The sequence below is a fragment of the Bacillus sp. P4_D3 genome (assembly GCF_056401855.1).
The window spans coordinates 1-981 of the sequence record NZ_JBFUIN010000991.1 but is presented as its reverse complement, the minus strand read 5'-3'; the positions used below and the strand labels follow the sequence as shown (position 1 = coordinate 981).

The 981-nt window shown below is 35.2% G+C and carries 1 protein-coding gene and 1 pseudogene; both read left to right on the top strand.

Annotation, left to right across the window (positions count from 1 at the left end):
• The first annotated feature begins 77 nt into the window (after positions 1–77).
• The gene (locus AC1DTM_RS28595) at positions 78–809 is read left to right on the top strand and encodes a Bax inhibitor-1/YccA family protein (protein WP_088099016.1); all 732 of its coding nucleotides are present in this window, start codon (positions 78–80) and stop codon (positions 807–809) included.
• Positions 810–905: 96 nt separating this feature from the next.
• Positions 906–981, top strand: a pseudogene (locus tag AC1DTM_RS28590) (DUF4318 domain-containing protein); the annotation flags it as partial.

The following is a 981-nucleotide window of genomic DNA, read 5'->3' as shown; positions in this document are numbered from 1 at the left end:
AAAACAAGCTGCATATATTGAAAAGTAAAGAGAAAAACTTTACACTATTGGTAGAACCTATTTTAGGAGGGGAAAAAATGAGAACATCTAATCCAATGTTGAAAAAAGACGCATTTCGTAAAGAGGGAGCAAGTACTTCTGCGATGACTATTGGTGGAACAGTAGGCAAAACGTTTATCATGCTTATCTTGCTTCTTGCAACGTCTGTCTATTCATACATACAGATGACAAATAATACGATGAAAATGCCAGTATTAATTGGTGCTTTAGTTATTGCGGCAATCGTCGCATTTGCATCTATCTTCTTCCCACGTATATCACCAATTGGTGCACCGATTTATGCAGCGGTAGAAGGGATTGTATTAGGAAGTATTTCAGCGATTTATACAATGAAATTTGGCGATACTATCGTTTTAAACGCTGTCTTACTAACAATTTCAATTCTATTTGCAATGCTAGTGTTGTATGCAACGCGCGTAGTAAAAGTAACTGATAAATTCCGTACAGGTGTAATTGCGGCGACAATGGGAATTGCGGTAATGTATTTAATCGTATTCGTACTAAACATGTTCGGTGTAACTGTTCCGTATATTCACCAAGGTGGTACAATTGGTATTATCATTAGTGCAGTTGTTATCGTAGTTGCTGCATTAAATCTATTACTAGATTTCGATTTAATCGAAAGCGGTGCACGTAGCCAAGCTCCAAAATATATGGAGTGGTACGGTGCAATGGGTCTAATGATGACTCTAGTATGGCTATACTTAGAAATTCTTCGTTTTGTTTCTTACTTTACGAAAAATGACTAATAAAAAAATCCTGCATGAAATGTGCAGGATTTTTTTGTTTTCAAAGATAAATTGAAAATATGGATGTTGGCGACTTAAATTGAAGGGGGATGGAATATGATGAAAGAGAAAAAAGGATTATGAAAAAACTATTTTCTAAAAGTTTTTTCATAGAACTAGATGACGCTTTAAC